The organism is Paracoccus sp. SJTW-4 (assembly GCF_047716885.1).
Lineage (GTDB): Bacteria > Pseudomonadota > Alphaproteobacteria > Rhodobacterales > Rhodobacteraceae > Paracoccus > Paracoccus solventivorans.
The window spans coordinates 2,000,468-2,027,041 of sequence record NZ_CP136681.1 but is presented as its reverse complement, the minus strand read 5'-3'; the positions used below and the strand labels follow the sequence as shown (position 1 = coordinate 2,027,041).

General features: G+C 70.2%; 25 protein-coding genes. 5 read left to right on the top strand and 20 right to left on the bottom strand.

Annotation, left to right across the window (positions count from 1 at the left end; genetic code table 11):
• Positions 1-12: 12 nt before the first annotated feature.
• The 4 genes from RSP45_RS09890 to RSP45_RS09875 all read right to left on the bottom strand — a co-directional run bounded on the left by RSP45_RS09890 (position 13) and on the right by RSP45_RS09875 (position 4,225).
• Complete coding sequence (locus RSP45_RS09890) at positions 13-921, bottom strand: ABC transporter permease (protein ID WP_415391798.1); 909 nt, start codon at positions 919-921, stop codon at positions 13-15.
• A gap of 1 nt (position 922) precedes the next feature.
• Positions 923-2,020 carry an ABC transporter ATP-binding protein gene (locus RSP45_RS09885; protein ID WP_415391797.1) on the bottom strand — a complete coding sequence of 366 codons (1,098 nt, stop codon included), beginning with the start codon at positions 2,018-2,020 and terminating at the stop codon, positions 923-925.
• 122 nt (positions 2,021-2,142) lie between these two features.
• Entirely contained in the window at positions 2,143-3,171 is a 1,029-nt protein-coding gene (locus RSP45_RS09880) for an ABC transporter substrate-binding protein (RefSeq protein ID WP_415391796.1), read from the bottom strand.
• 91 nt (positions 3,172-3,262) lie between these two features.
• Positions 3,263-4,225: an NAD(P)H-dependent flavin oxidoreductase gene (locus tag RSP45_RS09875; protein ID WP_415391795.1), complete on the bottom strand. Its 963-nt coding sequence runs from the start codon at positions 4,223-4,225 to the stop codon at positions 3,263-3,265.
• 255 nt (positions 4,226-4,480) lie between these two features.
• Here RSP45_RS09875 and RSP45_RS09870 point away from each other — a divergent pair, with 255 nt between their 5' ends.
• Complete coding sequence (locus tag RSP45_RS09870) at positions 4,481-5,431, top strand: DMT family transporter (protein WP_415391794.1); 951 nt, start codon at positions 4,481-4,483, stop codon at positions 5,429-5,431.
• Between the two features lie 228 nt (positions 5,432-5,659).
• Here RSP45_RS09870 and RSP45_RS09865 read toward each other — a convergent pair whose 3' ends face one another.
• The 12 genes from RSP45_RS09865 to RSP45_RS09810 all read right to left on the bottom strand — a co-directional run bounded on the left by RSP45_RS09865 (position 5,660) and on the right by RSP45_RS09810 (position 19,910).
• On the bottom strand, positions 5,660-9,088 hold the full coding sequence (locus tag RSP45_RS09865) for an AAA family ATPase (RefSeq protein ID WP_415394042.1): 3,429 nt from the start codon (positions 9,086-9,088) through the stop codon (positions 5,660-5,662).
• On the bottom strand, positions 9,088-10,371 hold the full coding sequence (locus RSP45_RS09860; protein WP_415391793.1) for a metallophosphoesterase family protein: 1,284 nt from the start codon (positions 10,369-10,371) through the stop codon (positions 9,088-9,090). The genes RSP45_RS09865 and RSP45_RS09860 overlap by 1 nt, the downstream gene beginning before the upstream one ends.
• 141 nt (positions 10,372-10,512) lie before the next feature.
• Positions 10,513-10,839, bottom strand: a complete 327-nt coding sequence (locus RSP45_RS09855) for a DUF1491 family protein (RefSeq protein ID WP_324327605.1) — start codon at positions 10,837-10,839, stop codon at positions 10,513-10,515.
• On the bottom strand, positions 10,839-11,780 hold the full coding sequence (era, locus tag RSP45_RS09850; protein ID WP_415391792.1) for a GTPase Era: 942 nt from the start codon (positions 11,778-11,780) through the stop codon (positions 10,839-10,841). Before era ends, RSP45_RS09855 begins: the two co-directional genes overlap by 1 nt.
• On the bottom strand, positions 11,777-12,466 hold the full coding sequence (gene rnc / locus RSP45_RS09845; protein WP_415391791.1) for a ribonuclease III: 690 nt from the start codon (positions 12,464-12,466) through the stop codon (positions 11,777-11,779). The genes era and rnc overlap by 4 nt, the downstream gene beginning before the upstream one ends.
• Before the next feature lie 9 nt (positions 12,467-12,475).
• Positions 12,476-13,270: a signal peptidase I gene (gene lepB, locus RSP45_RS09840; protein ID WP_415391790.1), complete on the bottom strand. Its 795-nt coding sequence runs from the start codon at positions 13,268-13,270 to the stop codon at positions 12,476-12,478.
• Positions 13,271-13,325: 55 nt separating this feature from the next.
• On the bottom strand, positions 13,326-13,793 hold the full coding sequence (gene acpS / locus RSP45_RS09835) for a holo-ACP synthase (protein ID WP_415391789.1): 468 nt from the start codon (positions 13,791-13,793) through the stop codon (positions 13,326-13,328).
• Positions 13,790-14,563 (bottom strand): hypothetical protein, encoded by a 774-nt coding sequence (locus tag RSP45_RS09830; RefSeq protein WP_415391788.1) that lies wholly within the window; start codon positions 14,561-14,563, stop codon positions 13,790-13,792. The genes acpS and RSP45_RS09830 overlap by 4 nt, the downstream gene beginning before the upstream one ends.
• 22 nt (positions 14,564-14,585) lie before the next feature.
• The gene (locus tag RSP45_RS09825; protein WP_415391787.1) at positions 14,586-15,329 is read right to left on the bottom strand and encodes a pyridoxine 5'-phosphate synthase; all 744 of its coding nucleotides are present in this window, start codon (positions 15,327-15,329) and stop codon (positions 14,586-14,588) included.
• Between the two features lie 34 nt (positions 15,330-15,363).
• Positions 15,364-16,206: a 4-(cytidine 5'-diphospho)-2-C-methyl-D-erythritol kinase gene (locus tag RSP45_RS09820; RefSeq protein WP_415391786.1), complete on the bottom strand. Its 843-nt coding sequence runs from the start codon at positions 16,204-16,206 to the stop codon at positions 15,364-15,366.
• A 20-nt stretch (positions 16,207-16,226) separates the two neighbouring features.
• Complete coding sequence (locus RSP45_RS09815; protein WP_415391785.1) at positions 16,227-18,152, bottom strand: tetratricopeptide repeat protein; 1,926 nt, start codon at positions 18,150-18,152, stop codon at positions 16,227-16,229.
• A 102-nt stretch (positions 18,153-18,254) separates the two neighbouring features.
• Positions 18,255-19,910: a 4Fe-4S dicluster domain-containing protein gene (locus tag RSP45_RS09810; protein ID WP_415391784.1), complete on the bottom strand. Its 1,656-nt coding sequence runs from the start codon at positions 19,908-19,910 to the stop codon at positions 18,255-18,257.
• 245 nt (positions 19,911-20,155) lie between these two features.
• On the opposite strand from RSP45_RS09810, the gene greA reads away from it, so the two are divergent.
• From greA to RSP45_RS09790, 4 genes are read left to right on the top strand one after another with little or no spacing between them, the layout of a single operon-like run.
• Entirely contained in the window at positions 20,156-20,626 is a 471-nt protein-coding gene (gene greA / locus RSP45_RS09805) for a transcription elongation factor GreA (protein WP_415391783.1), read from the top strand.
• A complete protein-coding gene (locus tag RSP45_RS09800; protein ID WP_415391782.1) occupies positions 20,619-21,548 on the top strand; it encodes a hypothetical protein in 930 nt (309 codons plus the stop codon). Before greA ends, RSP45_RS09800 begins: the two co-directional genes overlap by 8 nt.
• Before the next feature lie 53 nt (positions 21,549-21,601).
• Complete coding sequence (locus RSP45_RS09795) at positions 21,602-22,327, top strand: AzlC family ABC transporter permease (RefSeq protein ID WP_415394041.1); 726 nt, start codon at positions 21,602-21,604, stop codon at positions 22,325-22,327.
• Complete coding sequence (locus RSP45_RS09790; RefSeq protein WP_415391781.1) at positions 22,324-22,653, top strand: AzlD domain-containing protein; 330 nt, start codon at positions 22,324-22,326, stop codon at positions 22,651-22,653. The genes RSP45_RS09795 and RSP45_RS09790 overlap by 4 nt, the downstream gene beginning before the upstream one ends.
• Positions 22,654-22,778: 125 nt before the next feature.
• Here the strand turns inward: RSP45_RS09790 and RSP45_RS09785 are convergent, their stop codons facing one another.
• The 4 genes from RSP45_RS09785 to RSP45_RS09770 form a co-directional block, all read right to left on the bottom strand.
• A complete protein-coding gene (locus RSP45_RS09785; protein ID WP_234952025.1) occupies positions 22,779-23,432 on the bottom strand; it encodes a hypothetical protein in 654 nt (217 codons plus the stop codon).
• A gap of 88 nt (positions 23,433-23,520) precedes the next feature.
• On the bottom strand, positions 23,521-23,685 hold the full coding sequence (locus RSP45_RS09780) for an aa3-type cytochrome c oxidase subunit IV (RefSeq protein ID WP_073065493.1): 165 nt from the start codon (positions 23,683-23,685) through the stop codon (positions 23,521-23,523).
• 66 nt (positions 23,686-23,751) lie between these two features.
• Entirely contained in the window at positions 23,752-24,801 is a 1,050-nt protein-coding gene (locus tag RSP45_RS09775) for an MBL fold metallo-hydrolase (RefSeq protein ID WP_415391780.1), read from the bottom strand.
• Positions 24,798-26,489 (bottom strand): acyl-CoA dehydrogenase, encoded by a 1,692-nt coding sequence (locus RSP45_RS09770; RefSeq protein WP_415391779.1) that lies wholly within the window; start codon positions 26,487-26,489, stop codon positions 24,798-24,800. The genes RSP45_RS09775 and RSP45_RS09770 overlap by 4 nt, the downstream gene beginning before the upstream one ends.
• Positions 26,490-26,574: the final 85 nt, after the last annotated feature.

The following is a 26,574-nucleotide window of genomic DNA, read 5'->3' as shown; positions in this document are numbered from 1 at the left end:
CTGCTTTCCCCCTTATCGGCCTGCCGAGATCCGCCGCACCAGCAGCAGGCTGGCGAACAGGCAGATTGCGGTCATCGCCAGCAGCAGCACGGCAAGCGCGGCCGCCGGACCCCAGGTAGGATAAAGCGCCAGCGATTCCTCGATCCGCTGCGCGATCATCTTGACACGCCCGCCGCCCAGCAGGGCCGGCGTGATGTAGAACCCCAGGCTCATCACGAAGATCATGATCGTCCCGGCGACCAGCCCGGGCATCGACAGCGGCAGGAACACCCGGAAGAACGCATGGGCCGGGTTCGAGCCCAGATTGGCCGCGGCCCGCATCAGGTTGCCGTCGATCGCCTTCATCGAGGCGTAAAGGGGCAGGATCAGGAAGGGCACCATGATATGCACCATGCCGATGATGGTGCCGGTCATGTTGTGGACCAGCGGGATCGGCCGGTCGATCATTCCCAGCCACAGCAGCGCCTTGTTCACCAGCCCGTTGCGCTGAAGGATGATCAGCCAGGCAAAGGTCCGCACCAGCGCCGAAGTCCAGAACGGCACCAGCACCAGCACCATCAGCACCCCCGCCCACGGCGAGGGCAGGATCGCCATCAGATAGGCGACCGGATAGGCCAGCAGCACGCAGACGACGGTGACGATGAAGGCGATCCAGAAGGTGTTGAGAAACATCTGGACATAGACCGATTCCGAAAAGAACAGCCGGTAGTTCTCGAACCCGATACGCCCGTCCTGGCCGACCGCCGACATCGACAGCAGCCACAGGATCGGCAGTACCATCAGCACCGTGACGATCCCCAGCGCCGGCAGAGCCAGCCGGCCAAGGGCGCGCCGTTCGACCCTGGCCTCGCGTTGCAGCGCCAGCGAGGTCTGTCCCAGATCAGGGGCCGTCGCATCGGGCAGGGGGGACGTGGCTGCCATGCTAGTCCTCCGCCCGCACGATGCGCGCATCAGCGCTTTCCAAGCGCAGGGTGACGCGCTCGCCCACCCTGGGCAGAAGCCGGGTATTCTCCGACCGGTTCGCCATTCGGGAATAGACCTTGTGGCCGCCGTCCAGCATCGCCTCGAACAGCAGGCTTTCGCCCTGGAAGACCACGGCCTGCACCTGGCCTTCAAAGAAGTTCGCGCCATCCGGGGGGATCTGCGCATCGGCGGGCAGTAGCCGCAGGCGCTCGGGGCGCAGCATCAGCATCCCATCCGCGGGGACCGCCTCGGGGGCATGGGCAAAGCGGATGGGCTGATTGCCGTAGGCCAGACCCTGCGGCGTGTGGCTAAGCGGCAGAAAGCTGGATTCACCGATGAACTCGGCGACAAAGCGGCTTTCCGGCTTTTCGTACAGATCCGCAGGGGTCGCGACCTGGGCAAGTTTTCCGTTGGAAAACACTGCGATACGGTCCGACATGGTCAGCGCTTCGCGCTGGTCGTGCGTGACCGAAATGGTGGTCATCCCCAGCCTGTCGTGCAGCTTGCGAATCTCGATCTGCATGGTTTCGCGCAGCTGCTTGTCCAGCGCCGACAGCGGCTCGTCCATCAGCAGGATGCGGGGCTCGAACACGATGGCGCGGGCGATGGCGATCCGCTGCCGCTGCCCGCCCGACAATTCGCTGATGCGGCGCTCGGCATAGCCGCCCAGCTGCACCAGATCCAGCACCTGGCGGACGCGGTCCTCGGCCGCGGCGCGGGACATTTTGCGCAGCCGCAGCGGATAGGCGATGTTCTCGCCCACCGACATATGCGGAAACAGCGCATAATTCTGGAACACCATGCCGATATTGCGCTTGTGCGGCGGCAGGTGGATGATTTCCTGCCCGGCGATGCGGATCGACCCCCGTGTCGGCCGGGTGAAGCCTGCGATCATCATCAGCAGCGTTGTCTTGCCCGAACCCGAAGGGCCAAGCAGGGTCAGGAACTCTCCGGCGCGGATATCGAACGACACGTCCTCGACCGCCCGCACTGTCCCGAAATACTTGCAAAGCGACTGCACCTGAACGGGCAAAGCCGTGGCGTGAGCCTGGGTCATGTCCACATCCCATGTTTCTGTGTGCGTCGGGTGAAGGCCCCGGTTCCCCGGGGCCGGCTTATGCGACAATCGTCGGAACTGGGCGGGCGGAGCGGTAAGATCCTGTCCGGCCGCCCTCGGCGTCACTGCATGGTGCTGTCCCAGCGGGCCTGGGCTTCCGTGGTGTGCTGGGCCCACCAGCCCATGTCAGTGATCAGCTGCTTGGCGAGGTTTTCCGTGCTGGTCACGATCCGTTCGGCCTTTTCGGGCGGGATCAGCCCGCTCTTGAATGCGTCCTGGTTCATCGGGCCATACGGAATGTAATCGGGTAGGTTCGCCTGATATTTCGGGTCGAGCAGGTGATTGATCAGCCGCATCGCGCCTTCGCGGTTGGGCGAGTTCTTGGGCACCACCAGGCATTCCACGTCCATGACCGCGTCATTCAGCGTATAGGCATAAGGAGCGCCTTCCTCGATCGCGGCCTCGATCCGCGCGGCCCACAGCGCCAGCATGTCGACTTCCTGCGACGTCGCCAGCTGCGTGGCCTGGGCGCCCGTCATCCAGCCGACGGTGATATTCGGCTTGAACTCGGCCCATTTGGCAAAGGCGCGGTCCATGTCGATCGGATAGATCTCGTCCTTGGGAACGCCATCTGCCAACAGCGCCATTTCAAGGTTGGTCTGGGGCGTCGAAAAGCCCGTCGCCCTGGTGCCGGGGAACTTCTCGACATCGAAGAAATCCGCCCAGGATTGCGGGGGATTATCCCCATAGACATCGGTGTTCCAGGCCAGGACGGTGGTATAGGCGGTAAAGCCGACCCAGTGTTCCTTGCGCAGATGTTCTGGAATGCCCGCAGCATTCGGGATCAGGGAATAATCCAGCGGCTCGATCAGGTCTTCCTGAACGGCCATGTCGCAAAGCCCGCCGTAAAGTTCGGCGACGTCGATATCCACCGCATTCGCCTTGACCTTGGTCCGCAGGTCGCGAATGCCGCCGGCAAGGACATAATCCACCACCGTCATGCCGTGGTCGGCCGGCAGGTGGTCCAGAATGGCCTTGCGAACGCCTTCCTGATAAGCGCCCCCATAGGATGCGTAGCTGACCGTTTCCTCGGCCATGGCAGGAATTGCCAAGGCACAAGTGGTCATGGTCAGAACCGCCCGTATCTTCATCTTCTCCTCCCCGTTGTTCGGCAAGCCGCGCTTGCCGTGACGGCGCGCCCGTTCGCGGCGCGCAACTCCTATGGACGCATGACTCCTCCAATCACGCGTCGAAGGTCTTCAGCCCCTCCACCATCGCCTCACGGCATTCCCGGACCATCTGCTCCAGCAACTCGGCGCAGGTGGGAATATGGTCGATCAGCCCCACCGCTTGGCTGGCCCAGATCAGCCCGCCGTCGACCTCGCCGCTCATCAGCGCCTCGCGCCCGCGTGCGCCTGCGACCAGGGGCCGGATGTCCTCGAACGTCGCGCCGCCCTCGCGGGTCTCCAGTCCGACCACTTCCGCCGAGACCCGGTTGCGCAACACTCGCCCGGTGTTACGCAAGCTGCGGAAGATCAGATCCGTTTCGCGCTCGGACGCTGTCAGCAACGCGCGCTTGATATTGTCGTGGATCGGCGCTTCACGGGTGGCGCAAAAGCGTGTGCCCATGTTGACGCCTTCGGCGCCCAGCATCATCGCGGCGGCCATTCCCCGCCCATTGCCGATCCCGCCCGAGGCCACGAGCGGAATTTTCACCGCCTTGGCGGCCGCCGCAAACAGCACCAGCCCGCCGACGTCATCCTCGCCGGGGTGACCCGCAGCCTCGAAGCCATCGATCGAGATTGCGTCGACGCCCGCACGTTCCGCGGAGAGCGCGTGGCGGACTGCCGTGCATTTGTGAATGATGATCGCCCCGTGGTCCTTGGCCTTGGCGATGAATTCCTTGGGGCTTCTGCCCGCCGTCTCGATGATCCGCACGCCCGAATCGAGGGCGGCGTCCAGGTATTCCTCATAGGGGGGCGGGGTGGTGGCCGGCAGGATGGTCAGATTGACCCCGAATGGCTTGTCCGTCAGGCCGCGGCAGCGGGAAATCTCGGCGCGCAGGGCTTCGGGGGTGGGCTGCGTCAGTGCGGTCAGAATGCCCAGCCCACCAGCATTGGATACCGCCGAGGCCAATTCGGCCCGCCCCACCCACTGCATTCCGCCCTGAATGATCGGGTAGCGCACCCCGAGCAGTTCGGTCACGCGAGTCTTCACCCGTCGCCTCCCCCTACTGTTTCAAAAGCAACTTACCGCCTCGCAAATATCTGGCAAGTAAAATTATACGGACGTCCAGTATTTTTTCTGGACGCCCTGCGAGTATTGAACGTCCGTCCAATCCGGTGTTTGGTTCCCCCTATGGCAGATCGGGCAAAAGGGCTGCTACGTGTCGCGCGCGGTGCTTGAAGAGAGGCGATTCCCCATAAGTCCCCGCGACTGCGGCGGCGCGGAGGCCACGCAGTGACGCGCATCACGGACAACTGCGAATCGCCGGCTGTGCGCGATGGCAAGGTCCGGGCCGCAATCCTGATGGTCTGTCTGGCATCCCTGTGCTTTACCCTGAACGACACGATCACCAAGTTCCTGATCGTTCGCTACGATGTCACCATCATCATCTTCATCCGCAGCATGGTGGCGCTGCCGCTGCTGGTCGTGATGGCCATCGTGCTGGGTCGCAGTCGTGTGCGCTGGTCAACTGCCGGGTTGCTTCATGCGATCCGGGGCGCGCTCGGGCTGCTGGCAGCATGGCTGTATATTCGCGGGCTTGAGACCCTCAGCGTGGCAGAGGCGGCGGTGATCGTCTTTGCCTCGCCCTTCATCATCACCGGTGCCTCTGTGCTGATCTTCAAGGAAAAAGTGGGGTGGAAGACCTGGATCGGCGTGCTGGTGAGCTTTACGGGGGTGGTCATCGCCATGCAGCCCGGCGCCATGGAGTTCAAGCCGGCCTCGCTGCTGATTCTGGCGGCAGCCTTCCTCTATGCCACGATTTCGCTGACCGCGCGCTGGTTGCCCCCACAGGACAATCTGTGGACCGTCAGCTTCTATGGCGCGGCCTTTGCGGCCATCCTGATCGCCCCCGTCACGGTCGGGCGCTGGACGCCCCTGCAGCCCGGAGATCTGCTGCTTTTCATCGGTGCGGCCTTGTGTTCCAGCTTTGGCATCGGCCTGGGATCGCTGGCCTATCGCCAGGCTCCGGCCGCCTCACTGGCGCCGTTCACCTATACGGGGCTGATCTGGTCGACCGCCGCCACCTGGATCGTCGTCGGAAGCATCCCGGGGCTGTGGACCCTGGTCGGGGCTGCCGTCGTTGCCAGCAGCAGCCTGTTCCAGACACTCGGCCGCAGGCCGCCGCCAATGCCGCTGCACAGCCCCGCCTGCCGGACCGGCCCCGGCCCGCCGCTCGAGCGATAGGCGGAACTAGCCTCCGACATCCCCGTCATGTCGGGTCCCGTATCAGCGCCGCGGTCCGAAGTGGCATTTGGGATCACTCCCGTGGACAGCGCCACGCGGTTGACCAGCGCCCTCAGTCTCGGTTCTGAAATCGTCACCACGTCACCACGTCACCACGTCACCACGTCACCGCGTCACCACGTCACCGGGGTGGCGGGTGAGCCCTGGCCGCGCGGCGCTGTCGGCGGGTTAGAGTGGCAGGATCCGCGCCCCGGGGCAGTGTTCGCGCGCAAGGTCGCAGATATGGCGGTGGTGGGTCAGATAGATGACCTGACAGTGGCGCGAGACCTCGGCCAGTGCCATCAGCGCGCGGGCGCTGCGGGCGTCGTCGAAGGTTTCCATGATGTCGTCGGCGATCACCGGCACTGGTCCGTGCGCTGTGGTCCATTCGTGGAACCCGGCGATGCGCAGCGCCAGGTACAGCTGGAACCGGGTGCCCTTGGACATCATCGCCGGCTCTTTCGAGCCGCCCTGGGCGGTCAGCGCGATCAGCCGCTCGGTGCCGTTGCCGGGCTGGGCGGTCAGGCCGGAATAGGCGCCGCCGGTGATCGCGGCGAACACGTCCGAGGCGCGGGCCAGCATCCCGCTGCGGTGGCGGTCGCGATAGCTGCGCAGCGCGTGATCGGTGGCGATCACGCCGGCGCGGCCGCGCAGCCAGCGGCGCGATTCATCCTCGATCTGCAGCAGCAGGGCGCGGCGGCGGGCCTCGATCAGCGCCACGCGGTCGTCGCCGGGCACATCGTCCAGCGCCGCCTGCGCGCGGTAGAGCGCCTGCCGGGCGGGTTCCAGCCGCGCCTCGGCCTCGGCGCAGTCGCTTTCGGCGCGGGCCATTGCCTCGCGCAGGCTGTCGGTCGAGGCGGGTTCCAGCTGCGCGGCGGCGTCCTCGACGCTGGCGGTGCCGAGCGCGGTGCGGATCTGCGCCGACAGCCACGCGGCCCGCTGGCGCAGCTCGTCGCGGCGGGCGATGCGGGCCAGCGCTGCCTGTGCCTGCGCCAGATCGGCGGCGCCCAGATGCGGCAGGATCGTCGCCGCCTCGACCTTTAGCCGAGCGCGGCGCTGGCGCAGCGCGTCACTGGTGGCCTCGGCGGCGAGGCGGTCCTTGTCCAGCCGGGCGCGGGAGGCCGCGATGCGGCGCGCCTCGGCCAGCCGGGTAACTGCGGCGGCATGGCGGGGCAGCGGCTCGCCCGGAGGCAGCGACAGCGCGTCGCCCAGCCGGTCGACGGCGGCTGCGAACGCGGCCTGGTCTGCCTGCATGGCGCCGGTGCGGTGGCGCAGTTCCTCGGCGCGCGACAGCGCCGCGCCAAGCTCGCGCAGCAGCGGGATCAGCGCCCGCAGCCGTCCGGCATCGGGCAGCGCGTCCGCCAGGAAACTGCCGCCGCAGGCCCGCGCCAGCGCCTGTTCCCAATCGTCCAGGGTGCGCTGTCGCGCAGCCTCGGCCCGCCGGCGGGCGGCAAGTTCACGGGTCAGGCGCAGGCGTTCGGCCCGGCGCGCGCTTTCTGCGCCGGCGCGGTCCAGCAGGCGCTCGGCCGCACCGGCCAGCTGGCGCAGGTCGCCGGTGGCTGGCTGGGTCAAGCTTTGCAGCGCCGCTGCCAGCGCCGCCTGCGCCTGAGCGGCCTCGGTCTCGGCGCGGTCGGACTGGCGGCGGGCGGTGTCGGCCTCATCCGCCAGGTCCAGCGCGCGGTCGCGGCGCGACAGCCAGCCGGGCAGCTCGGCCAGCGGCTCCAAGGGGTCGCTGCCGGGCAGGATCGCACCCACCTGCGCGGCCAGATCGGCGCGCAGATCGGTCAGGGCGGAGTCCGCCGCCGCCAGCGCCTCGGCCGCCGCCTTGGCCAGCCGCTCGGCCGCGCCCGCATCGGCGCGTGCGGCGTAAAGCCGGCCGATCTCGGCGGCGCGGTCGATCTGGGCCGTCAGCGCGAGGTCATGCGCCTGCATCGCGGCGTGGAAGGCGTCAGCCGAGTCGCGGTCCAGCGCTGCCAGATGCCGGGTCCAGGCCGCATCGCGTTCCGCGCGCAGCGCCTCGGCGCGGGCCGGGTCGGCGGGGCCGATGCTGTCGGCCAGCGCATCGCGTTCGGCGCGGCGGCGGCGCAGATCGTCCGCGCGCTCGGCTGCGATGCGGGCGGCGGTGTCGCGGGCGGCGGTGGCTGCCTCCAGCCGCGCCTGCCACCCGGCCAGCCGCTCGGCCGAGGGAACGGCGAGCGCGCGCAAGCCATCCGCATCGCCCTGCCACGGCGTCAGCCGCGCCAGCGCGGCATCGCGGCGCGCGACCGCGTCGGCCAGCGCGGCGGCGGCCTGATCGCGGCGCAGCGCCAGGTCGGCGCGGTGCAGCGGCGCCATGGCGGCGCGCAGATCGGCGATGGCGCGGTCCTCGGCGCCCTCGTCCTCCAGCGGCCCGCCGGCAGCGGCGAGTTCATCAGCCCGCGCCTCGACCTCGGCCCGCGCCGAGGCGAGATGCGCGGCCAGCCCCTCATGCGCGGTCGCCAGTTCCGCCAAGCGTTCCAGCGCCGCCGGCTCGATCCGCAGCGTCGCGGGGTCGGCGCCCTCGGCGATGCGGGCGGCGAGGGCGGCGGCGGCGGCCTCGGCCTGCGCCAGCTCGGCCAGCCGCCGCGGCAGGTCGTCGCGCGCGGCAAGGAAACGGGCGCGCAATTCCTCGTCGAACGCGGGGTCGTCGGCCAGCGCCAGCGCGGTGGGGTCGGGGGTCAGCGCCGCCAGTTCATCGGCGATCCTTGCCAGCGCCTGCGCATTGACCGCAGCCTCGGTGCGCAGGCGCAGCTCTTCCTCGATCAGCCGCGGCACCGCCTGATCCCAGCCCGGCACCGCATCGGGCAGCCCATCCAGCGGCGCCAGCTCGGTCGTGACCGCCCCCCATTCCGCCAGCCAGGGCCGCGCATCCAGCGCCGCCTTGGCGGCATCGCGGGCGGCGGCGGCGCGGGACAATGTCCCGGTGGCCTCGTCATGCGCGGCGCGCGCCAGCCCCAGCGCCTCTCGCCGCGCCCGATAATCCGAGGCGAGCACGTCCAGCCCCCGGCGCTCTGCCGTCAGCGCCTCGAGCGCGGCCAGATGCTCGCGCAGCACGGTCTTGCGCCCGCCCTTGCGGTGGAAACCGTCCGCGCCCTCGCGCAGCCGCTCCAGCTGCTGGCCCAGCTCGGCCAGTCCGGCGCTGGCGGAAAACAGCAGCTGCCCCAGATCGCCCTGGCTGGACAGGATCGAATCGCCGCCCCGTTCCATGGTCACCGCGTCCAGCGCGAACATGTCGGCGCAGGCGCTGCGGTCGATGCCGCCCATGGCGCCGTGCAGCAGGGTTTCCGGAACCGGGCGGCCGTCTGCATCGCAAAGCGAATCGCGGTCCTTCTTGACCCGGCGCAGCTCTCGCGCCCCGCCCGGCAGGTCCAGCAGCGCCCCGATCTGCAAGGCCGGATAGGGGTGCAGGAAATTGAAGCTGGTGGTGCGCCCGATCCCGAACAGCAGGTCCAGCCAGGCGTTCAGCAGGGTGGATTTGCCGGCCTCGTTGGGGCCGTGGACGATATGCAGGTCGGGTTCACCGGGGGCAGAGGGGCCAAACTCCAGCACCCGGTCGGTAAAGCCGCCATAGCGGGTCAGGTCCAGCCGCATCAGCCGCATCACGCCGCCCCGTCGCCGTGGCCGGAACCTGCAAGACGCGCCAGCACATCCTCGGCCCCCTCGCGCGCCAGTTCGGCCAAAGTGTCGTCCAGCGCGGCGGGGTCCGCGCCGAAACTGCCGCGCAGTTCTGCGGGCAGCAGGCGCAGCAGATCCTCGGCGGCGGTGCGCAACTCGGCGGTGAAGTCCGCGCTGCCCAGAACCTCGGCCGCGATCAGCCGCCCCAGTTCGGGCAGCGGCGCGCCGTCGGGCGCAGCCTCGTCCGCGCTGTCGAGCGTGCACAGGCTGGAAAGCTTCTCGATCCAGACCTGCCCGGTGGCCTCGGCCGCCGCCTCGGCCTCGGCCCGCAGCAGGTCGAGGTCGCGCCGGATCCGCCAGGCCAGCGGCGTCGCCCCCACCAGCACCACCCGCGCCACCAGATGCGGCGAGCGGGCGGCTGCGCGCGCATCCTCCAGTGCCGCGCGCAGCCGGGCGACCAGAGCGGGCCATTCCGTCACCCCCGAGGCATCGACGCGCAGTTCGGCGAACTCGGCGACGCTGGTCAGCCGGTCCTCGACCACCATGCCACCGCGGGGCGAGATCGTCACCAGCACCACCCCGCGCGGCCCGGCTTCGCCGATGTCGCGGCCCTGCGGGATGCCGGGCATGACGATCTGCGCCCGCCCGGCCAGCTGCCGCGAGGGCTTGTGGATATGCCCCAGCGCCCAGTAATCGAACCCCCAGCGCCCCAGATCGACGGGCGAAACCGGCGCATAGGGATCATGCCCGGCCGCGCCGCCGAGGCTGGTGTGCATCAGCCCGATATTCACCGCATCCGGGGCCGGGGGGTGATAATCCCCCAGCCGCGAGACCTCGGCCCGGTGGTCGCGAAAGCTCAGCCCGTGCAGGATCACCGGAACAGCGCCTTGCGGACGGGGCAGGGCAATCGCCTCGGGCCGGTCGCCATAGACATGCACGAGCTCGGGCAGCACCAGCTCGCGCGTGATCCGCGACAGCGCGTCGTGATTGCCGCGGATGATGTGGACCGCGATGCCGGCCTGATCCAGCCGCCCCAGCTGCGCGGCCAGGAACCGCGCCGTGGTCATCGAGGTCTGGTCGCCGTCGTAAAGATCGCCGGCCAGCAGCAGCGCATCCACCCGCTCGGCCAGGCACAGGTCGATGATGTTGACGAAAGCCTGCCGCGTGGCGGTGCCGATCAGCTCGGCCACCTGCGGCGCCCGCAGCGCCAGCGAGCGCAGCGGGCTGTCCAGATGGATGTCGGCGGCATGGACGAAGCGAAAACTCATTTGCGCGGGACTGTTCCCCGGACCGACGGCAAGTGCAAGCGTCGCGGGAATCATGGGTATTTGGATCAGGAAGAAATTCGCGCTTCTTCCTGGCTGAAATACCCTGGGGGAGCGCGCAGCGCGGGGGCGAAGCCCCTTCCTTCAGTCGGCCAGCCCGGCGACGGCCTCGCCCTCGGGCAGTTCCAGTTCGATCACCCACAGGTCGGGGTCGGTGGCGCGGCGGCGGGCGGCGGCGGCGTCGATGTCGCGGGGGGTGCCTTCGGCCTGCAATGCCCAGACGCGGGCGTCGGTCATCGGGTCGTAATCCTGCCCCCACAGCTCGGCGCGGCCATCGGGGCGCAGCACGGTCAGGCAGATCGCGCCCGCGGTATCGTCGCCGCGGTGGACCACATAGGCGCCGCGTCCCGCCAGGTCCATCCGCCGCAAGAGCGCCGCCACCCGCAGCCCCGCCGCCAGCCGCGGCTGCATCAGCCGTCGCCGTCGCGGAAGTCGAGGCCCATCTCGCGGAAGCGTTCCGCCTCGTCCAGCCAGTTCTCGCGCAGGGCCACGCGCAGGAACAGATGCACGGGGCGGCCCATGAACTCGGCGATTTCCTCGCGCGCGGCGCGGCTGACGCCCTTGATCGTCTCGCCGCCCTTGCCCAGCACGATGCCCTTGTGGCCGGGGCGGCTGACATAGATCACCTGGTCGATGCGGGCGCTGCCGTCGTCGCGTTCCTGCCAGTGCTCGGTTTCCACGGTCAGCTGATAGGGGATTTCCTCGTGCAGGCGCAGGGTCAGTTTTTCGCGGGTGATCTCGGCCGCGATCATCCGCATCGGCAGGTCGGCGATCTGGTCCTCGGGGTAGAGCCACGGCCCCTCGGGTAGGGTCTGCGCCAGCCAGTCCATCAGGTCGCCCGTGCCGTGCCCGCGTTCGGCCGAGATCATGAAGGTGCGCTCGAACGGGAACGCCTCGTTCATGCGCTGCGACAGCGCCAGCAGGGTTTCGGCCTTGACCCGGTCGATCTTGTTGATCGCCAACGCCACTGGCCGGCCCGAGGATCTTTCCCGCAGGTTGTCGAGGATTTCCTGCACGCCGTCGGTCAGCCCGCGATGCGCCTCGATCAGCAGCACGATGATGTCGGCGTCGGCGGCGCCGCCCCAGGCCGCCGCGACCATGCTGCGGTCCAGCCGCCGGCGGGGGCGGAAAATGCCGGGCGTGTCCACGAACACCACCTGCGCGGGCCCGTGCATGGCGATGCCGCGGATGCGGGCGCGGGTAGTCTGGACCTTGTGGGTCACGATCGAGACCCGCGCCCCCACCATCCGGTTCAGCAGCGTCGATTTCCCGGCGTTGGGTTCCCCGATCAGCGCTACGAAGCCGGCGCGGGTGGGGATCTCGGGCTGGGTGTCGGTCGGAATATCGGTCATGGGATTTCCCCGATCTGGGCCAGCATCGCGCTTGCGGCGGCCTGTTCGATGTTGCGCTTGGTGCCGGTGCCGCTGGCCTCGGCCTCGCGCCCGTCGTCCAGCCGCACCACGATGCGGAAGCTGGGCGCGTGGTCGGGCCCCGAGCGTTCCGCGACGCGGTAGCCGGGCGGCCCCATCCCCTGCGCCTGCGCCCATTCCTGCAGCGCGGTCTTGGGGTTGAAGGCCGCGGCCTCGGCCGAGTCCAGCCGCTTGCCCCACAGGCGCAGGATCACCGCGCGCGCGGCCTCGAACCCCGCGTCCAGATAGACGGCGGCGATCACCGCCTCCATCGCGTCGCCCAGCAGCGCCTCCTTGCGGCGGCCGCCGGTCATCATCTCGGACCGGCCCAGCTTCATCACCTCGCCCAGCCCGATCTCGCGCGCGATCTGGGCGCAGGTCTCGCCGCGCACCAGCGCGTTCAGGCGCGGGGCCAGCTGCCCTTCGGTCGCGTGGCGGTCATGGGCCAGCAGCGCGTCGGCGATGGTCAGCCCCAGCACCCGGTCGCCCAGGAACTCCAGCCGCTGGTTGTCGGGACGGGTGGCCGAGGACAGGCTGCCGTGGGTCAGCGCCCGCACCAGCAGCGAGGGGTCCGCGAAATCATGCCCCAGCCGGGCGGAAAACGCGGCAAGCTCGGCCGAGAGCTTCACCCCGCCACCTCAGCGCACCGCATGGAAGAAGCGGTCGGGCCGCCACGTCCAGAAATACAGCAGCGACGTCCCGGCGGCCGAGAACATCACCCGGTCGGCGCGGCCGATCAGGTATTCCGCGGGCACGAAGCCGAGGCCGCCGGCGATGGCGGGCACGCGGCTGTCCTCGGAGTTGTCGCGGTTGTCGCCCATGAAGAAATAGGTGCCCTCGGGGACGGTGAACACCGGCGTGTCGTCCAGCGGCCAGTTGTCGAGGATGTTCAGTACGTCGTGGCTGCGCCCGCCGGGCAGTTCCTCGGTGAAGCGGGGCTTTTCGCAGGCGCCGCCTTCGGCCACGGGTTCGTTGGCGCAGCGCGGCATGGATCGCGCCGGGCCCTGCGGCAGCTTGGGTTCCGTGAACACGCCGTTCGGGGTCTGCGGCACCGGCTGCCCGTTCAGGATCAGCTGGCCGCCCTGCATCTGCACGGTGTCGCCCGGCAGCCCGATCACCCGCTTGATGAAATCGACGTCGCGGGTGGGGTGGCGGAACACCACCACGTCGCCGCGTTCGGGTTCGGACCCCATGATCCGCCCCGGAATCGGGCACAGCGCAAAGGGGCAGGAATAGCGCGAATAGCCATAGGCCATCTTGTTGACGAACAGGAAGTCGCCGATCAGCAGCGTGTCCTTCATCGAGCCGGAGGGGATCCAGAACGGCTGGAAGAACAGGGTGCGGAAGATGCCCGCGATGACCAGCGCCCAGAACACGGTCTTGACCGTTTCCCAGATGCCGCCGTCCTTCTGCGCGGTTTTCATGCGGGCCATGGTATCTCTCGTCAAAGGCAGGATGCGGGTTCTTGGGGGCGGGACAGGGGCGAAGTCAAGCGCCACCGCGCCCCGACCCTGCCCGTTCGGCCAGCAATGTCGGCAATGCCGGCGGCAGGGGGGCGGATTCCGGCACCGCCTCGATCACCACGAAGGCCTGCGCCCAGGGGTGGTCGTCGGTCAGGGTGACGTGGATATGGGCGCGATGGCCGGGGGGCGTCATCGCCGCCAGCCGCTCGGCCGCCCAGCCGGTCAGGCTCATCACCGGCTGGCCCGAGCGCAGGTTCGCCACCGCCATGTCGCGCCAGGCGATGCCCATGGAAAGCCCGGTCCCCAGAGCCTTGCTGCACGCCTCTTTCGCGGCCCAGCGTTTCGCCAGCGTGGCGGGCTCATGCGGGCGGCGGGCGGCGCGGGAAAGCTCGGTTTCGGTAAAGACGCGGTTGCGGAAGCGGTCGCCGTGGCGGTCCAGCACTCCGGCAATGCGGTCGATGTTGCACAGGTCGGTGCCGATGCCGAGGATCATGGCAGCGCCTCGGCCGGGTCGGGGTCGTCGCCGAACACCGCGTCCCAGCGGCCGGCGAGATAGGCGACGGTGCTGGCGTAGGTCCCCGAGAACGAGACCTCGGGCAGGCTGTCGTACATCCCCCGCGCCGTGTCCCAGGCGGCGCCGGGGCTGGCCTTGATGCTGGCCCAAAGTTCGGCCCTTGTCGGAGGCTTCATCCCGCAGATCTCGTCGTCGGTCACCGGATCGTTCGGGTTGAAGGCGGCGTCCAACTCTCGCATCTCGCCCATCAGCGCGCAGGCGTCCGACAGCTCCCACGCGGTGGCGGCGACGATCACGCCGACGCCGATCATCGGCAGCGCCTCTCCGGCCATGCTGGCGAGGTTGCGTGAGGTGGCAAAGGTGGTGCGCCGCGCCACCCGCTCGGCGGTGTCCTTGACGGCCTCGCGCGCGGCGATGCGTTTCCCGCGATAGGTGACGGGGCTGTCGCGCAATTCGCGGGCCAGCCGGGCCTGTGCGGCGCGGCTGTCGGCAAGCTCGCCCGAAAGCCGGGCGGCGCGGCGTTCCAGCCGGGCCAGGTCGTCGGCCTGCCGGGTCGCGAGCGAGCGCACCCCGGTGACCGATTCCACCACCCCCGCGACGGCCGAGAATACCGCCGGGACCATGGTCATCGCCACGCTCAGCGCCAGAGATCCCGCCATCAGCAGCATCATCAGGACGGACCAGATGCCGCCCAGCAGCCCCAGCACCACCGCCGCCGTCCGGCGCAGGCGACGCAGCAGCCTCAGCACGGTCGGCCCTGCCGGGGCGCGGTCACCCCGCCACCCCGCGCGCCGCGTCCATCCGCGCCCGCATCTTGCGGATCACGGGGCCAAGCCCGGTAAAGATCGCCTCGGAGATCAGGAAATGCCCGATGTTCAGTTCCCGCAGCTCGGGCAGCGCGGCGATCGGGCCGACGGTGTCATAGGTCAGTCCGTGGCCCGCGTGTACCTCGAGCCCCAGCGAGGCCGCCAGCCGCGCGCCCGCCGCCAGCCCGGCCAGTTCGGTGTCGCGCTCGGCGGTGCGGCCCTCGGTGTCGAGATCGCAATAGGCGCCGGTGTGCAGTTCCACCACGGCCGCGCCGATGCGGGCGGCGGCTTCGATCTGGCGGGGGTCGTGGCCGATGAACATCGACACCCGGCAACCGGCGTCCACCAGCGGCGCGATGAAGTCGCGCAGCCGCGATTCGTCGGCCAGGATATCCAGCCCGCCCTCGGTCGTGCGCTCTTCGCGCTTTTCGGGGACGATGCAGACGGCGTGGGGGCGGTGGCGCAGGGCGATGGCCTGCATTTCCGCGGTCGCCGCCATCTCGAAGTTCAGCGGCACCCGCAGGGTCTCGGCCAGCCGGGCGATGTCGTCGTCGGTGATGTGGCGGCGATCCTCGCGCAGATGGGCGGTGATGCCGTCGGCGCCAGCGTCCTGCGCGATCTCTGCTGCCCGCAGCGGGTCGGGCCAGGGGGTGCCGCGCGCATTGCGCACCGTAGCCACATGGTCGATGTTCACGCCAAGCCGCAGCATGGTTCCCCCCGGATCAAGGACATTGCGCGCAAGTCTATCCGGCGGCGTCGGCGGGGGATAGTCCCGGCAGGGTGGCGGTCGCCTGCACCCACCAGCCGGGGCTGGCGGCACGGATCGCCCGCGCCGCCGCCTGCGCTGCCGATACGTCCGGGAACACCCCGAAACAGGTCGCGCCAGAGCCGGACATGCGCGCGAACTGCGCCCCCTGTGCCGCCAGCGCCGCCAGGCAGTCGCCGATCACCGGGCGCAGCGCCAGCGCCGGGGGCTGCAAGTCGTTGCGGGTGTGGGCCAGCCAGCGCAGCAGCGCAGGCGCATCGGCGGCAGGCACAGGCTCGGGCAGCGGGCTGCCGTCGCGGCGGTCCAGCGCGGCGAACACCGCCGGGGTCGGGGTTTCCACGCGGGGATTGACCAACACCAGATGCAGCACGGGCAGCGCCAGCGGCTGGATCAGCTCGCCCACGCCGCGCATCCGCAGCGGACGCGACAGCAGGCAGGCGGGCAGGTCGGCGCCAAGCGCCTCGGGGCGGGCAGGGCTGCGGCCAAGCGCGCGCAGCACCGCCGCCGCATCCGCCGTGCCGCCGCCGATGCCGGAGGCCGGGGGCAGCTGCTTATCCAGCACCACAAGCGCCCGCGCGCCCACCGCATCCAGCGCGCGCAGGCACAAATTGTCGGCCCCGGGCGGCACCGCATCGGCAAACGGGCCAGTCACGGTCAACGAGGTCTCCACCGCCGGCGTGACCTGCACGCGATCCCCCAGCGCGGTGAACACGACCAGCGAATCAAGCAGGTGATAGCCGTCCGCCCGCCGCCCGGTGACATGCAGCGCCAGGTTGATCTTGGCGGGGGCCAGCACGGGGGCGGAGTCCTGCCGCGTCACGTCATCGCAGGCCGGGGGCGTCAGGGCTGGGCCTCGTCCTCGGCCGCGTCGCCGTTCTCGCTCTCCGGCTGCGGTGCGGGTTCGGGCGGCAGGCCGAAGCCCTCGGGCAGGGTGCCGCCGTTCTCGGCCTCGGCCTTCAGCACCGCGTCCAGCCCGACATGCAGCTTGGCGCGGATGCGGGGCAGATCGGTGTCGGTGTCCTCGGGCTTGTAGAGGCTTTGCGCCCGGTGCCACTGGATCTCGGCCTCGCGCTTGCGGCCGACCATCCAGTAGATGTCGCCCATGTGGTCGTTGACCAGGCTGTCCTCGGACATCACGGTGACCGCGCGCTCCATCGGCGCCACCGCGTCGGCATAACGGCCCAGCCGATAATAGGCCCAGGCCAGCGAATCGAGGATATAGCCGTCGTCCGGGCGCAGCTCGACCGCGCGCTCGATCAGCCGCAGCGCCTCGTCCAGCCGGATGTTGCGGTCGACCCACGAATAGCCGAGGTAGTTCAGGATCGGCGCCTGGTCGGGCTGCAGCTGCAGCGCCGCCTGGAAATCGGCGTCGGCGCCGTCGTAATCGCCCGAGCGTTCCCTGGAGATGCCGCGCGCGTAAAGCGCGAACCAGCTGGCCTGCGGGTCCTCCTGCGCCTGCAGGATCTCCAGCGCGCGGTCATAGACGGGCACGGCCTCGGCAAAGCGGTCGCGCTGGCGCAGCACGTCGCCCAGCGAGACCCAGCCCTGCGCCAGCTGCGGGTAATCGGCAGTCAGCGCGCGGGCGGCGGCCTCGGCGGCCTCCAGCCGGTCGGCGCGGGCCAGCGTGTCGATACGCGCCAGCTCCGACACCGGGCGCATCTGCCCGGCGGCGCGCAGCGCCTCGTAATCGCGCTCGGCCAGGTCGAACTGTCCGGCGTTCATCAGAAGCTGCGCCGACAGCAGCCGCGCGTCGGGCTCGTCGGGGTCCAGATACTGCGCCAGCCGCGCATACAGCAGCGCCAGCGGATCGGTTTCCTGCCCGCCCATCAGCGCGCCGCCAAAGGTGACCAGCACCTGCGCCAGCCCCTCGCGCGCATTGGTCACCACGTCGAAGGGCACGCGGTCCCCGGCCGCCAGCCGGTCGCGCAGCGCCGCCAGCTGCGGTTCGTCCTCGATCCGGTCCAGCGGCTCGAACAGCGCCAGCGCCTGGTCGTTGTGTTCCAGCTGCGACAGCACCTGCACCCGCGCGGTCAGTCCCTGCAGATGGGTCGAGGCCACCGGGTCTTCCAGCAGCAGGGCCGCGCCCTCGTAATCGCCGACGCTGGCCTTGGCGAGCGCCAGCTGGAAATGCGCCATGCCGCCGGCGCCGGGTTCGTTGCCCATCTTTTCCAGCAGCGCAAAGGCATCGCTGGCGCGGCCCGCGCCCATCAGCGCCCAGGCGCGGAACAGCCCGTCGAGCAGTGGTCCCCCCGCGCTGGGGTCCGAGGGCATGCTGTCCAGCATCTGCAGCACCGCGGGCCAGTCCTCGGCCCGGGCGCGATCGACGCGGCGCAGCAGCGCCGACAGCTCGGTGCCGCCGCCCGCGGCTTCGATGCGGTCGGCCAGCGCCACCGCCTGATCGACCATCCCGGCCGAGACCAGCGACACGATGGCGCCGTCCTGCAGGAACTCGTCGGCCGGGTCGGCTTCGACTGCCTGGCTGAAATATTGCGCGGCGGCGGCAAAATCGTTTTCGGCGGCGGCCTGGCGCGCGGCCAGATAGGCGCCGGCCTGGCCGGGAACCGGCGCCGGTTCGGTGACCATGCGCAGGTCGAGCCCCGGATAGGTGCCGTCGGTCGCCTGCGAGACCCGCTGCCCCAGCACCGGGAACGGCGGCGTCGCACTCTCTGCCGTCACGGCCTGAGCCTGCAACCGATGCGCGCCGGCAGCCGTCGGAAGGGCCGGGCCAAGCGCGGCGACAAGCGCCAGGATCAGGGATGGATTCATCGAACGGCAACGCCCCGCATCAAGAGATGACCTGCGGCGCGACCCTAAACGCGGATGCGCCCGGCGGCAACGCCGCGCGGGCGCGGGCGGCGATCTGCCGCCTCACATGTTCGGGTAGTTGGGGCCGTCGCCGCCCTGCGGCGTGGTCCAGACGATGTTCTGCGTCGGGTCCTTGATGTCGCAGGTCTTGCAGTGCACGCAGTTCTGGAAGTTGATGACGAAGCGCGCGCCCTCGGGGACGCTGGCGTCCTCGACCACCTCGTAGACCCCGGCCGGGCAGTAGCGCTGCGCCGGTTCCGCATATTCGGGCAGGTTCACCCGGATCGGGACCGAGGGATCTTTCAGCTTCAGGTGCGAAGGCTGGCTTTCCTCGTGGTTGGTAAAGGAAAACGCGACGTTGGTCAGCCGGTCGAAGGACAGTTTCCCGTCCGGGCGCGGATAGTCGATCGGCTTGAACTTGGCGGCCTTGCCGGTGGCGGCGGCGTCGGTCTTGCCGTGTTTCCAGCTGCCCAGGATGTTACCGCCGAACAGGCTGGCCCCCCACATGTCGATGCCGCCCAGCATCAGCGAGCCGATCATGCCGGTGCGCGACCACGCCGGCTTGACGTTGCGCACCCGCTTGAGGTCGCGGGCGATGGGGCCCGAGCGCACATCGGCCTCGTATTCCACCAGCTCGTCGCCCTCGCGCCCGGCGGCGATGGCGGCAGCGGCCGCCTCGGCCGCGGCAATGCCCGACAGCATGGCGTTGTGGTTGCCCTTGATGCGCGGCACGTTGACCAGCCCGGCCGAACAGCCCAGCAGCACCGCCCCCGGCACGGTCAGTTTCGGGATCGACTGCCAGCCGCCCTCGGAAATCGCCCGCGCCCCATAGGCCACGCGCTTGCCGCCCTCGAGCAGCTCGGCCACCATCGGGTGATGCTTGAAGCGCTGGAACTCCATATAGGGGTAGAGATGCGGGTTTTCGTAGTTCAGATGAACCACGAAGCCGATCAGCACCTGGTTGTTCTCGGCGTGATAGATGAAGGAACCGCCGCCCGCGTTCTTGCCCAGCGGCCAGCCCATCGTGTGGATGACGGTGCCTTCCTTGTGCTTGGCCGGGTCGATGTCCCAGATTTCCTTCATGCCGATGCCGAATTTCTGCGGCTCGTGGCCCTGGGACAGGCCGCGGCCCTCGATCAGCTGGCGGGCGAGGCTGCCGCGCACCCCTTCGGCGATGAAGACGTATTTGCCGCGCAGCTCCATCCCCGGCTCATAGTTCGGGCCGGGGGTGCCGTCGGCTTCCTTGCCCATCTCGCCGGCGACGACGCCGGCCACGCGGTCGCCGTCCATCACCAGTTCCGAGGCGGCCATGCCGGGGAAGATTTCCACGCCCAGCGCCTCGGCCTGCTCGGCCAGCCAGCGGCAGACATTGCCCATGCTGACGATGTAGTTGCCGTGGTTCGACATCAGCTTCGGCATCGGCCAGTTCGGGATGCGGATCGACCCCGCCGGCCCCAGCATGACGAAGCTGTCGGATTTCACCTCGGTGCGGATCGGGGCGCCGCGTTCCTTCCAGTCGGGAAGCAGCGCGTTCAGCCCGCAGGGGTCCAGCACCGCGCCCGACAGGATATGGGCGCCGACCTCGGATCCCTTTTCCAGCACCACCACGTTCAGATCGGGGTCGATCTGCTTCAGCCGGATCGCGGCCGACAGGCCGGCGGGCCCCGCACCGACGATCACGACATCGAATTCCATCGATTCGCGTTCGATCGTGGTCATGGTTTCGTCCTCCTGTGGCGTCTTTCGGCTGGGAATCGGTTCCGACATAGGGGGGATCGTCGGTCGAGACAATTGATATTGCACAGGCAGGAAGCAGCCAATGCGTGCTGTTGGGCGCTTGCGTTGGCCCGGTGGCTGCGCCACGATGCTGCAAAACGCGGCTTCGCCACGATGCCGCGAAACGACGACGCCCCCAGCCTGACGCCCCTTGCCCAAGGCCGGGGGCGTTTCTACACGAGGACCGGATGGAAAAGATACCGATGACCCGCGCGGGGTTCGACCAGCTCGACGCCGAGCTGCGCGCGCTCAAGACCGAGGACCGGCCCGCGGTGATCCGCGCCATCGCCGAGGCGCGCGAGCACGGCGACCTGTCGGAGAACGCCGAATACCACTCGGCCCGCGAAAAGCAGTCCTTCATCGAGGGCCGGATCAAGGAGCTGGAGATGATCATCTCTCGCGCCGAGGTGATCGACACCGCGAAACTGTCGGGCAGCGTCAAGTTCGGCGCCAAGGTCACGCTGGTGGACGAGGACACCGACGAGGAAAAGACCTATATGCTGGTCGGCGAGCAAGAGGCCGACCTGGAACGCGGGCTGCTGAACGTGCGCTCGCCGCTGGCCCGGGCGCTGATCGGCAAGGACGAGGGCGACAGCGTCGATGTCGTCACCCCCGGCGGGCAGAAAAGCTACGAGATCCTGTCGATCCGTTATGAATGAGCTGAGCGGATGGCTGCACCGGCTGACCGCCGGCCGCGACCGCGCCGTGGTCGTGGGCGCGGCCGTCACGGCGGCATGGCTGCTGCTGGTGGCGCTGTTCTGGCTGTTCGGCCCCGAGGGCGCGCCATTGTCCGGGCTGGCGCGGCTGCTGTCGCTGGCGGGGGTGCTGCTGCCGTTGGCGCTGATCTGGCTGGCGGTGGCGCTGGCCGGGGCCGTTGCCGAGCTGAAGCGCGAATCGGTGCTGCTGCGCGCGCAGTTGGACCTGATGCGCGGCGCCCCGGGCGACGGGGGCGGCGATTCGGCCCAGACCGCGCGCGCGGCGATGCCGCCCGGGCGTGATCCGGGCGCCCCGCCGCCGCCGCCCCGCACTCCCTCGGCCGTAACCCCGCGCCCCGCGCGGGCGCAGCCCGAGACGCGGCAGGGCGACCTGCCGCTCGAGCAGCCCGCCCCGGTCGAGGTCGCGCCTGAAGAACTGATCGCGGCCCTGAACTTTCCCGACGGGCCCGACGACCATCGCGCCATCGCGGCGCTGCGGGCCTCGCTGGCCGACCCCGAGGCCGCCCGCACCATCCGCGCCGCGCAGGATGTGGTGACGCTGCTTGCGCAGCACGGGATCTATGCCGACGACCTGGACCGCGCCGCGCTGTCGGCGCCGCTGTGGCGGCGGTTCCTCGAGGGTGAGCGCGGGTCGGCGCTGGCGGCGCTGGCCAGCGGCGACGACACCGCCGCCGAGATCGCCGCCGGGCTGATGCGCACGGACGAGGTGTTCCGCGACGCCGCCCACCATTTCCTGCGGCAATATGACCGCACCCTGACAAGGATCGCCGCCGAGCTGTCCGACGAGGCGCTGGTGGCGCTGTCCGACACCCGCTCGGGCCGCGGTTTCGCGCTGCTGGCGCAGGTGACGGGGATGTTCGGCTGATGGCGGGGAGCGGACCGGCGGAACCGGGTCCGGCGCCGGACGGCGACGCCGCGATGTGGCGGGCGGCGCGGATGGGGTTCCTGCACGCCTTTCCGTTCCTGCTGGTGCTGGCGCCGTTCGCGATCCTGTTCGGGGTGGTGGCGACGGCGGCGGGGCTGGATATCCTGCAGGTGATGGGGTTTTCCGTGCTGGTGCTGGCCGGGGCCTCGCAGTTCAGCGCCGTGCAGCTGATGAGCGAGCACGCCCCGGTGATCGTGGTGTTGCTGTCGTCGCTGGCGATCAACCTGCGGATGGCGATGTATTCCGCCTCGCTCACCCCATGGCTGGGGCGGGCGCCGGGCTGGCAGCGGGCGGTGATCGCCTTTGTGCTGATCGACCAGAGCTACGGCATGGCCGTGCAGCGATTCGAGCGCGAGCCGCGGATGACCATGGCCGAGCGGGTGGGCTATCTGTTCGGCCTGTCGCCGGTGCTGTGCCTGCCGTGGGTGCTGTTCACCTGGGTCGGCGCCACCGCCGGCAAGATGATCCCGGCAGAGTGGCCGCTGGATTTCGCGGTGCCGATCACCTTTCTGGCGCTGATCGCGCCGATGCTGCGCACCGTGGCCCATGTGGTGGCGGCGGCGGTGTCGGTGGTGGTGGCGCTGGTTCTGTCGGGGATGCCCTCGGGCACCGGGGTGCTGGTGGCCGGCGCCATGGGCATGGCCGCCGGTGCCTGGTTCGAGGGGCGGCAGGCCCGCCGCGCCGCCGCCCGGCAGCTCGATGAGGGGCGCGCGGAGTGAGCGGATATTCGGACGCCGCGATCTGGTTCGTGATCCTGGCGCTGGGGGTCGGCACCTTCCTGCTGCGCTGGTCGTTCCTGGGCGCGGCAGGCCGCCGGCCGGTGCCGGAATGGGCCGGGCGCTGGCTGCGCTACACCGCGGTGGCGGTGCTGCCGGCGCTGGTCGCGCCGCTGGTGATCTGGCCGCCGGCGACCGGCGGCAACCCCGACCCGATGCGGCTGGCCGCGGCCGCGGCGACGGTGGCGGCCGGGCTGCTGACCCGCAGCACGCTGTGGGCGATCATCGTCGGCGGGGTGGTGCTGACCGCAGGCTTCTGGCTGAGCTGAGACAAGCGGGGGGCTGCGCGCCCCCATCGTCGTCTACGACGATCCCGCGGGATATTTCTGGACAGAAGATCGGGGGCAGGCATCTTCGGGCGCGCCCCGGCCCGCAGGAGGTTGCGCAGCGCGGCTTACTGCGCGGCGGTGCGGATCAGGCGGCCGTTCTGGTAGCCCTCGATCGAGCCGTCCTTCTGGCGCAGCAGCACGTCGTGGTTGTTGTCGGGATCGCCGTCCTGGTGGCGCTTCGACTGCACGCCGGGCAGGGTCAGGAACCAGTTGCGCAGCTTGAGCGGGCTGAATCCGGTCGGCGCGCCCTCGAACCCCGGGACGCGGGACAGCGCCTTGCCGGTGTTCACCGCGCAGAAGGATTTCGGCGAGGCACCCTGCGCCTCGACCGCGCGGATCGCGGCCTCGGCGATCTCGGGACGGACGAACACCGTGTCCTCGGCCACCCAGTAGGTCTCGCGCGCGTGGTAGTCGATGTAGAAGCGCTTGAAGTTGTCGGTGATCCCGTAAAGCACGTCGTTGCGTTCGGGGATGCGCGGGTGTTCCCAGCTGCCGGCCGGATCGTAGATCACCCGCTGGCTGCCGTTGACCATCAGCGCGGAATGCCCGCCCTCGCCCCGCGGAATCCCGATGACGGTGAACAGGGTGATCGACGGCGGCTCGTTCGAGACATAGCGCGCGCCGTTCAGCGCCCTTTCGTCGTCCCATTTGCGTTCGGCGCAGGCAGCGACCGCGGCGGTCGCGCCCAGCACCAGAAATGCGCGCCGTTGCATCAGCATGTCAGGCAATTCCTTGCGGTCGCCAGCCCGGGGGGGCGGGGCGGCGGTTGGTGTGATGGTGTCGAGAGGCCGGTCCGGCGAAGGGGCGTCAGGCGTTGGCCAGCGCCAGGAAGATCAGCACCGCGATGGACAGCCCGCCCGCCCAGGCCATGAAGCGGACGAAGCCGACGAAGGTCCGCTCCTGGGCGGTGGCGTCCATCGTGCCCGGCACATGCGCGGCGGCGGTATGGGTGGAATCATGCGTCGTGGCCATCTGCGGTCGGTCCCCTGCGGCTTTTTGTCCTGTCGCGCCCATGGCTAGCCCAATCCGCGCGCGCTGTCACGCCCTCCACAGCACGGCGCCGTGGGCGTCGTGGCCGGCCTGCCGCACAATCCCGCGAGCGGCGAGCGCGTTCAGATGCGCCACCGCCTCGACCAGCGCGAGGCCGTATTCGGCGTCCCCGATGCGGCGGGAAAACAGCACGTCGAAACAGCCGACCGCGGTGCGGGGCTGATCCGCCAGCGCCTGCGCGATGCGGCGCAGGGCCGATTCGTGGTTGTCCGCCAGCTGCGCCAGCCGCAGGGGCAGGCCGGTGAAGGGCAGCTTGTGGCCGGGCAGCACCAGCTGCCCGGGCCGGGCCAGCGCCGCCAGCCGGGCGCAGCTGTCCAGCCAGTCCTGCACCGGGTTCGCCCCCGGCTCGGTCGGATAGACCCCGAGGTTGGGCGAGATCCCCGGCAGCAGCTGATCGCCGCCGATCACCAGATCGTCGTCCTGCGACCACAGGGTGATGTGTTCGGCCGAATGCCCCTCGCCCATGGCCACCAGCCAGCGGCGGCCGCCGAGGTGCAGGGTCTCGCCCTCGCGCACCCGGCGGAACCCCAGTGGCAGCGGGTGGACCACGTCGGCGGTGTTCCACGGCCGTTCGGAGGCGCGCTGCGCCAGCCGGTCGGGGTCCATCCCGGCGCGGCGCCAGAAGGCGATCTGTTCCGCGGTCGCGCGGTCCTGCGCGTCCAGCGCCAGCATCCGCGCGAACAGCCAGGCGGTGCGGCTGGTCCACAGCTCGGCGCCGCGCGCGACGAACCAGCCGGCAAGCCCGATATGGTCGGGGTGCTGGTGGGTGGCCAGCACCCGCACCACCGGCGCGCCGGCCAGCGGCCCGGCCAGCAGCCGCCCCCAGATCTCGCGCCCGCGGCCGGTGTCGAAGCCGGTGTCGACCACCGTCCAGCCGTCCTCGTCCCGCAGCGCATAGACGTTGACGTGGTCCAGCCGCATCGGCAGCGGCAGGCGCATCCACAGCACGCCCTCGGCCACCTGCGTGGCCTGCCCCTCGGGCGGGGGCTCGGGCCAGGGATGGCGCACGCCCTCGGCCGTGCGGGCGCCCGAGGTCATGCGCCCAGCCCGAAGGCGTCGTCGGGGATCGTGGCCAGCTGGTCGATGCCGGCGCTCGCCTCGGCCAGGTCGCCGGCGTTCCGGGGCAGGATGCGGGTGACATAGATGCGGGCCAGCGCCGCGCGCGCGCCGGCGCCCTTTTGCGCGGCGATCAGGTGGAAATGCGCGCCCAGCACCCGGGCGAAGGCGGCCAGATACGGCGTCGCCCCGGCCAGCCGGTCGGGCTGCGAGGACGCCAGCAGCGATTCGGTCGCCGCCCGCAGTGCCTGCGCGGCCTCGCGCAGCGGCGCGGCCAGGTCGGGGAGCGTTTCCTGCGCCGCATCGGCCCCGGCCAGAACCTCGTCGATCAGGGCGAATGCCATCTCGCCCCCGTCCATCATCTTGCGCAGCACCAGGTCGATGGCCTGGATGCCGTTGGTGCCTTCGTAGATCGGGGTGATGCGCACGTCGCGCAGATATTGCGCGGCGCCGGTTTCCTCGATGAAGCCCATGCCGCCGTGGACCTGCACGCCGGTGTCGGCGACGCGGCAGCCGACATCGGTGCCGTAGGCCTTGGCGATCGGGGTCAGGAAGGCGGCGCGGGCGGTCCAGCCGTCCTCGCCCGTCGCCGCTGCCAGATCCAGCGCCTGCGCGCAGGCCAGGCCGATGGCGCGGGCGGCGAACACCTCGGCCCGCGACACCGCCAGCATCCGGCGCACGTCGGGGTGGGTGATGATCGCGCCCATCTGCGCGCGTTCGGCCGCATAGGCGGCGGCCTGCTGCAACGCGGCCTCGGCCACGGCGACGCCCTGCATCCCCACCGCCAGCCGCGCCGCGTTCATCATGGTGAACATGGCGGCCATGCCCTTGTGTTCCTGGCCGATCAGCCAGCCCTTGGCGCCCTCATAGCTCATCACGCAGGTGGGCGAGCCGTGGATCCCCATCTTGTGTTCCAGCGACACCACCTTGAGGCTGTTGGCCACCCCCGGCTTGCCGTTGTCGTCGGGCAGGTATTTCGGGACCATGAACAGGCTGATGCCGCGGGTGCCCTGGCCCCCGTCGGGCAGGCGCGCCAGCACCGCGTGGCAGGTGTTCTCGTTCACGTCGCTGTCGCCCCAGGTGATGAAGATCTTCTGCCCGGTGATGCGATAGGTGCCGTCGTCGGCCCGTTCCGCCCGCGTGGTCAGCGCGCCCACGTCGGAACCCGCCTGCGGCTCGGTCAGGTTCATGGTGCCGTTCCATTCGCCCGAGATCAGCTTGGGCAGATAGAGCGCGCGCAGCTCGTCGCTGGCGTGGTGCTGCAGCGCCTCGATCTGGCCCTGGGTCAGCAGCGGGTTCAGCTGCAGCGACAGGCAGGCGCCGGCGAACATCTCGGCCACGGCCACGTTCAGCGTCTGCGGCAGCCCGGCGCCGCCGTATTCGGGGTCGGCCGACAGCCCGATCCAGCCGCCCTCGGCCAGCGCCGCAAAGCCGGTGTCGAAGCCGGGGGACGAGCGCACCGCGCCGTTTTCCAGCCGCGCCGGGGTCAGGTCACCGTTGCGGTTCAGCGGCGCCAGCACCTCGGTCGCCAGCCGCCCGGCCTCGGTCAGGATGGCGGAAACCGTCTCGGGGGTGGCTTCGGCAAAGCGCTCGGTCGCGGCAATCCCGGCCAGCGGGACCACGGAGTCCAGGATAAAGGCGATGTCTTCGACCGGCGCGCGATAGGCCATGGGCGTTCCCTTATGTGCTGCGCAGGGCGTTGCAATCCGGCCTCATGCGCGTATGTCCGTTTTCCGGCCGCAACCCTAATGTCCC